The organism is Micromonospora sp. I033, from assembly GCF_053890995.1.
Genome location: NZ_JBSSLX010000005.1, coordinates 66,347 through 72,392, shown reverse-complemented (window position 1 = coordinate 72,392; position 6,046 = coordinate 66,347). Strand labels below are relative to the sequence as shown.

The following is a 6,046-nucleotide window of genomic DNA, read 5'->3' as shown; positions in this document are numbered from 1 at the left end:
GCGGAGGCATCAGCGCGGTGGGGCGGGCCGGAAGCGTCCGATGACGTGGTGGAGCTGCGGGTACACGGGGCAGCCGCCGCGAGCGCCGGCCAACTGTTGGACGTGCCACGGACCGAGCAGGTCGCGGGCGACCGCAGCGGGGGTTTCTACCGGCTCCGCCCGGGTTCGGCCTCCGACCGCGACGGCCGGGTGACGCTGGAGGTGTACCGCTGGGGCGACCTGCCCTCCGGGACCATGGCCCGCACGCTGTCGCTGGTGTTCCTGTTGCCGTTCATGCTGGTCAACCTGGCGATCTGGATGCGTCCGGCCAACCGTGGCTCTGGTGCGCTGATCAGATCCCTGTGCCGGTTGCTGGCGCTCACGCTGACCGCGCTGTACGTGCTCGCCGTCGCCGGCGTCGCACTGGACCTGATCGCCTGGAAGTGTCTGACCTCGCCGCACTGCCTGGCCGGACGCAGTTGGTTGTCCTGGCTGGGCGGGCGACCCGCCGGGCTGCGGCTGGCGGTCCTGGCGCTGGTACCGGTCGCCGCCATCGGGCTGGTCTGGCGGGCCAGCACCCGTCCGGGGAGGGTGTTCGACGCGTTTCGCGCGCCGGAGACGGCGGTCTCCGGGCATCGGCTCAGCACCATCGGTCAGTGGGACGCCGAGCCACTGGTGGGCCGGCTGCGCTCCATCCATGTCGCCGCCGCCTTCGCGACACTGGCCGGCACGCTGCTCGCCGCCCGGGTCCCGGGCGGGGCCTCGGCCACCACGATCGCGCTGGTGGTCATCACCGGGGCGGTCCTGGCCACCTGTGTCGTCCTGCTCTGCACGCCCCCGCTGATCGACCGGGCCGCCACGGATCGGCGGCTCGACCGGATCACCCGCACGCTGCGGACGATCGCCATCGTCCTGACCGTCGTGGTGACGGCCCACGTCCTGGCCGGCCCGGTGCGCCGGCACGACGGTGCGGGACTTCCCGGCTACGAATCCATCCTGACCTGCCTCTTCGTCACCCAGACGGCCCTGCTGGCCGCGCTGGGGGCCGCCCTGCTCTGGCGCCGGGACCGCCAGCCACGGGCCACGCCGCTGCTCGGGCTGGGACCGTTGGCGAGCGCCGCCGCGGCGATCAGTCTGGCGGTGGTGTTCTCCGCCGAGCTGGTCTACCGGGTGGCGGACTTCCTGGACCGGGGCGCGCCGCACCCAGCGGGACCGGCCGTGGGTCCGCCGAAGACGTACACCTGGGCGATCTACGGCTTCTTCCGGGCGGTACTGCTCACCGTGGTGGTCGTGGGCCTGGTGGTGGTCATCACCCGGCGCGGCCGCCTCCGCGCCGCGGCGGCGATCGTCGCGCACGACCACCCGGATCCGACGGCGGAAGCCGAACCGCGACTGCGGCAGGCGCGGAAGGCGATAGCCCGGGCCCGCTTCACCGAGTGGCTGATCCCGTTGGCGGTGGTCTACGCCGGCCTCGCCGGCCTCGGCACGGCCACCACCACCATCGGTCGACTGGGCCCGCAACCGGGCGGCGTCCTGGAGCGGTACGCGGGGGTGCCGGCCGACCTGGTCACCTTCGCCATCGCGTTCGGCAGCTGGCTCGTCGCGGCGATCATCCTCGGCCTGCTTCTCGCCGCGATCTTCGCCTACCGGACCGTCGAGTTCCGGCGCCACATCGGCGTCCTGTGGGACCTGGGCACCTTCTGGCCCCGAGCCGCCCACCCGTTCGCGCCGCCCTGCTACGCCGAACGTGCCGTGCCGGAACTGACGCGACGAATCACCTACCTGGTCGGGCGCGGCAACGCCGTCCTGCTCACCGGACACAGCCACGGTTCGGTCCTGGCCGCCGCGACGGTGCTCCAGTTGCCACCCCGGGTCAGCAGCCGGGTCGCCCTGCTCACCCACGCGTCACCACTGCGCCGGCTCTACGCCCGGCTCTTCCCCGCCTACCTCGACGACGAGGTGCTGCACGAGGTCGGCGCCCGGATCGGCTGGCGGTGGCTGAACCTGTGGCGCGACACCGACCCCGTCGGCGGCTGGATCTTCGCCGCCCACCGGCCGGGCGCGCCGGCCCCCGCCGGGGATCCGGCGGCGACGGTGGACCGCAGGCTGCGAGACCCCACCGGCGTCGTGGCTCCACCGGGCGACAGCGTCCCGCCGCCGATCCAGGGGCACCGGCCCTGCGAGTCCGACGAGCGCTTCGTCGAGGCGTCACGCGAGCTGATCGAGCGTCTCCGCGAGCCGACGGACGCCGGGCCTCGCCGGGCCGACCCACCGGCGGGGATCCCGCCCGTCCCGGACTGAGACGAACCTGCGGCGGTCGCCCGCGTGCCCCGGCGACGGCGGACGGCGAGGGCCGGCCACCGCCGGGCCACCCCGCTCCGGTCAGTGGGCGGCCTGGATCCAGTCCCGGTAGTGGATGGGCGCCAGGTGCGCGTCCGGGCCCGCGATGAGCACGTCCCCGTCGACGACCGCGAACATGCCGGCCGTGTCGTCCGTGACGACGGTGCGGTTGTCCTGCCGCGCGGCCAGGGTGATCCGGCCGAGGTCGTCGAGAGCGAAGACGTCCGGGCCGGCGACGTTGCGGATGCCCTGCAGCGGCGTCCCGGTGGCGACGTCGACGACCGCGTCGACGACGTCCGCGGCGGCCATCGGCTGCACCCGGGTGGCGGGCAGGCGGACCGTGCTGTCGTCGGAGGTCCAGGACAGGACCGCGTTCACGAACTCGAAGAACTGGGTGGCCCGCACGATGGAGTACGGCGTCGGCCCCTGCCGGAGCAGATCCTCCTGCAGCGTCTTGGCGCGGTAGTAGTCGAGCTGGGGCACCTGGTCCACTCCCACGATCGAGAGGACCACCTGGTGGCGCACGCCGGCGCGCTCCCCGGCAGCCAGCAGGTTGGTCATGGAGGTCCGGAAGAAGTCGAGCGAGGCCTCGTCGAAGGTCGGCGAGTTCGCCACGTTGACCACCACGTCGGCGCCCTCCAGCGCCCGGTCCAGGCCCTCGCCCGTGATCAGGTCGACGCCGGTCGACAGCGCCGCGGGAACGGCCTCGTGTCCGGCCGCGGTCAGCTTCTGGACCACCTGGGAGCCGATCAGTCCGGTGCCCCCGATGACTGTGAGCTTCATGGTTCTCACCCTTCCACGACGTGTCGCACGGCACGCCGACTTCGTCGAGGACCCCGTCCCCGAACTCGGACAACTCTTGTCCGAGACATTAGTCGGATAGTCTTTGTCCGAGTCAAGGGGGGTCGGGTGAAGCTGTCAGGTGGGGTCGAGTGGGCACTGCACTGCTGCGTGGTGCTGACCACGGCCACGGAGCCCGTGCCGGCCGCCCGGCTCGCGGAACTGCACGACGTCTCGGGCAGCTACCTGGCCAAACAGTTGCAGGCCCTGTCCCGCGCCGGCCTGGTGACCTCCGTTCAGGGCAAGGCGGGCGGATACGTCCTGACCAGGGCGCCCGAGCTGATCACCATCCTCGACGTGGTCATGGCCGTCGACGGCGCTCAGCCCGCGTTCGTGTGCACCGAGATCCGCCAGCGGGGCCCGCTGGCGACACCGCAGGAGGCCTGCACCCGGCCGTGTCCCATCGCCCGGGCGATGGCCGGCGCCGAGGCCGCCTGGCGCGCCGCCCTCCGAGCGACCTCCATCGCCGACCTCGCCCGCGACGTCGACGACGACTACGGCCCCACCGCCCTCGCCGGCATCCGCACCTGGCTGACCGGGCCGGACGAGGGCGAGCGGGGGTGACGTCAGGGGCTCCTCAGGACGACGAGCTGCTGGGTCGCCCGGGTCATCGCGACGTAGCGGTCGACCGCCCCTTCGATGCCCTCACCGAACGTCTCGGGATCGACGAGGACGACCAGGTCGAACTCGAGTCCCTTCGACAGCTCCGGGGTCAGCGACCGGACGCGGGGCGTCGCCCGGAACGTGGGCGCGCCGATGACACAGGCGATCCCGTCGGCGTGCGCGGCGAGCCAGGCGTCGAGGATCGAGTCCAGGTCTGAGACGGACCCGTGTACGACGGGGATGCCGCTGCGGCGGATGGAGGTCGGCACGTTGGCGTCCGGGAGCACGGCCCGGATGACCGGCTCGGCTTCCGTCATGACCTCCTGCGGCGTCCGGTAGTTGATAGCCAGGGTGGCCAGGTCGATCCGGTCGAGCCCGATCCGCTCGAGCCGTTCCTGCCACGACTCCGTGAACCCGTGCCTGGCCTGGGCGCGGTCCCCCACGATGGTGAAGCTCCGGGACGGGCAGCGCAGCAGCAGCATCTGCCACTCGGCGTCGGTCAGTTCCTGAGCCTCGTCCACGACGATGTGCGCGAACGGGCCGGCGAGCGGGTCCCGGTCGGCGCCGGGCAGTCCGGTCTCGTCGACCAGGACGTCCCGTAGGTCCTGCTGGCGCAGCATCGTCATCAGGCCCTCGCCGTCGTCGTACGCGTCGGACGCGATCAGGTCGTCGACGACCCGGGCCATGTGCTCGCGCTGGACGGCGACGGCGGCGTCGCGCCGGTGCCGGCGTCCGGACGCCTCCCGGTCGCCGAGCCGCTGCCGTGCCGCGTCCAGGAGCGGCAGGTCGGACACCGTCCAGGCCCGCGCGTCGTCGCGCTGGAGCTTCCGGACCTCCTCGTCGCTCAGCCAGGGAGCGCATTTCCGCAGGTAGGCGGGGACCGACCACAGATCCCCGACGAGGTCCGCCGGGTCGAGCAGCGGCCAGGCGCGGTTGAAGGCGGCGCGCAGCTCCCTGTTCCGCAGCAGCGACCGGCGGACCAGGTCCTCCGGCTCGTCGCCGTCGTACCGCCCGAGCAGGATCGTGAGCAGCTCCGTCCAGATCTCGTCCCGCGCCTCGTTGTGCGGGGAACCGGGCCCCGGCGCCTCGAACGCCTCGGCCCAGTCGTCGGCGCTCAGCCAGATGTCGGACTCGTCGGTCGTGACCGTCATCCCCTTGGCCGGCGGCTCCTCGTAGAACCTGACGGCCGCCTCGATCGCCGTCACGAGGCCCGCCGACGACTTCAGGCGGGCCACGTCCGGGTCGGTCTCGACGGTTGCCGTGGCGCCCTCGGGAACGAGGTCCCGCAGCGTGCAGGTCTGCACGTCCTCCTCGCCGAGGCTGGGCAGGACGTCGCCGACGTAGGCCAGGTAGGGCTGGTGCGGGCCGACGAACAGCACGCCGCCCCGGCGGTGGCCGAGGCGCGGGTCGGCGTAGAGGAGGTAGGCGGTGCGGTGCAGCGCCACGACGGTCTTCCCGGTGCCCGGGCCGCCGTCGACGACGAGCGCACCGCTCGATCCCGCGCGGATGATGGCGTCCTGGTCGGCCTGGATGGTGCCGAGCACGTCGCGCATCCGGGCCGACCGGGTGCCGCCCAGGCTGGCGATGAAGGCGGACTGGTCGTCGAGGGCGGCGTGCCCCTCGAGCCCGTCGGAGGTGAACACCTCGTCCCAGTAGTCGCTGATCCGACCCCGGGTCCAGCGATACCTGCGGCGGCTCGCCAGACCCATCGGGTTGGCGTGGGTCGCGCCGAAGAACGGCTCGGCCGCGGGAGAGCGCCAGTCGAGCAACAGCCGGCGGCCCGCGCCGTCCGTGAGGCCGAATCGTCCGACGTACACGGGCTCGGCGTCGTCCGCGCCGACCATGCGTCCGAGGCACAGGTCCAGGCCGAAGCGACGCAGGGCGCGCAGCCGAGCGGTCAGCCGGTGGACCTCCTCGTCCCGGTCCATCGCGCGCCGGCCGATCCCGCCGGGCGCCTTGCGCGCGGCATCGAGGCGGTCGGACAGGTCGGCGATCGAGCGCTCGAGGCTCTCCGCGATGGCCGCGAAGTGCTGCTCGTCGGCGGCGATCAGCCTCGGGTCGGCCTTGGCGGCGAGATTGTCGGGAAGATCAAAGGCGCTGGTGGTCAGCGGGTTCACGTCGTCAGCTCCGATCTGAGGCCGCTGCCAACCGGTGCACGGTGGCACGATCCGCGTTATTTCCGCGAATCCCCTAATTACGAAGGTTCCCGGCCTCGGCCGACGATTCTGCGGCACGACCCGGGTCTTGCCGCAAGCCCCCCGGTCCGCTATATGTTGATAGTGGC

The 6,046-nt window shown here is 72.8% G+C and carries 4 protein-coding genes; 2 read left to right on the top strand and 2 right to left on the bottom strand.

Annotated features, from left to right (window positions below; all coding sequences use genetic code 11):
- Nucleotides 1-45: 45 nt before the first annotated feature.
- The gene (locus ACW0Q9_RS01920) at nt 46-2,280 is read left to right on the top strand and encodes a hypothetical protein (RefSeq protein WP_456178024.1); all 2,235 of its coding nucleotides are present in this window, start codon (nt 46-48) and stop codon (nt 2,278-2,280) included.
- Nucleotides 2,281-2,361: 81 nt separating this feature from the next.
- Here ACW0Q9_RS01920 and ACW0Q9_RS01915 read toward each other — a convergent pair whose 3' ends face one another.
- Nucleotides 2,362-3,102, bottom strand: coding sequence for an SDR family oxidoreductase (locus tag ACW0Q9_RS01915; protein ID WP_456178019.1), 741 nt, complete (start codon nt 3,100-3,102; stop codon nt 2,362-2,364).
- 126 nt (nt 3,103-3,228) lie between these two features.
- Here ACW0Q9_RS01915 and ACW0Q9_RS01910 point away from each other — a divergent pair, with 126 nt between their 5' ends.
- A complete protein-coding gene (locus tag ACW0Q9_RS01910; RefSeq protein WP_456178018.1) occupies nt 3,229-3,723 on the top strand; it encodes an RrF2 family transcriptional regulator in 495 nt (164 codons plus the stop codon).
- 2 nt (nt 3,724-3,725) lie between these two features.
- On the opposite strand, the gene helR is transcribed toward ACW0Q9_RS01910, so the two are convergent.
- Nucleotides 3,726-5,870, bottom strand: a complete 2,145-nt coding sequence (gene helR / locus ACW0Q9_RS01905) for an RNA polymerase recycling motor ATPase HelR (protein ID WP_456178022.1) — start codon at nt 5,868-5,870, stop codon at nt 3,726-3,728.
- Nucleotides 5,871-6,046: the final 176 nt, after the last annotated feature.

Coding starts and splice junctions, on each gene's coding strand:
- ACW0Q9_RS01915 (WP_456178019.1), bottom strand. CDS start 3,102: ATGAAGCTCACAGTCATCGGGGGCACCGGACTGATCGGCTCCCAGGTG.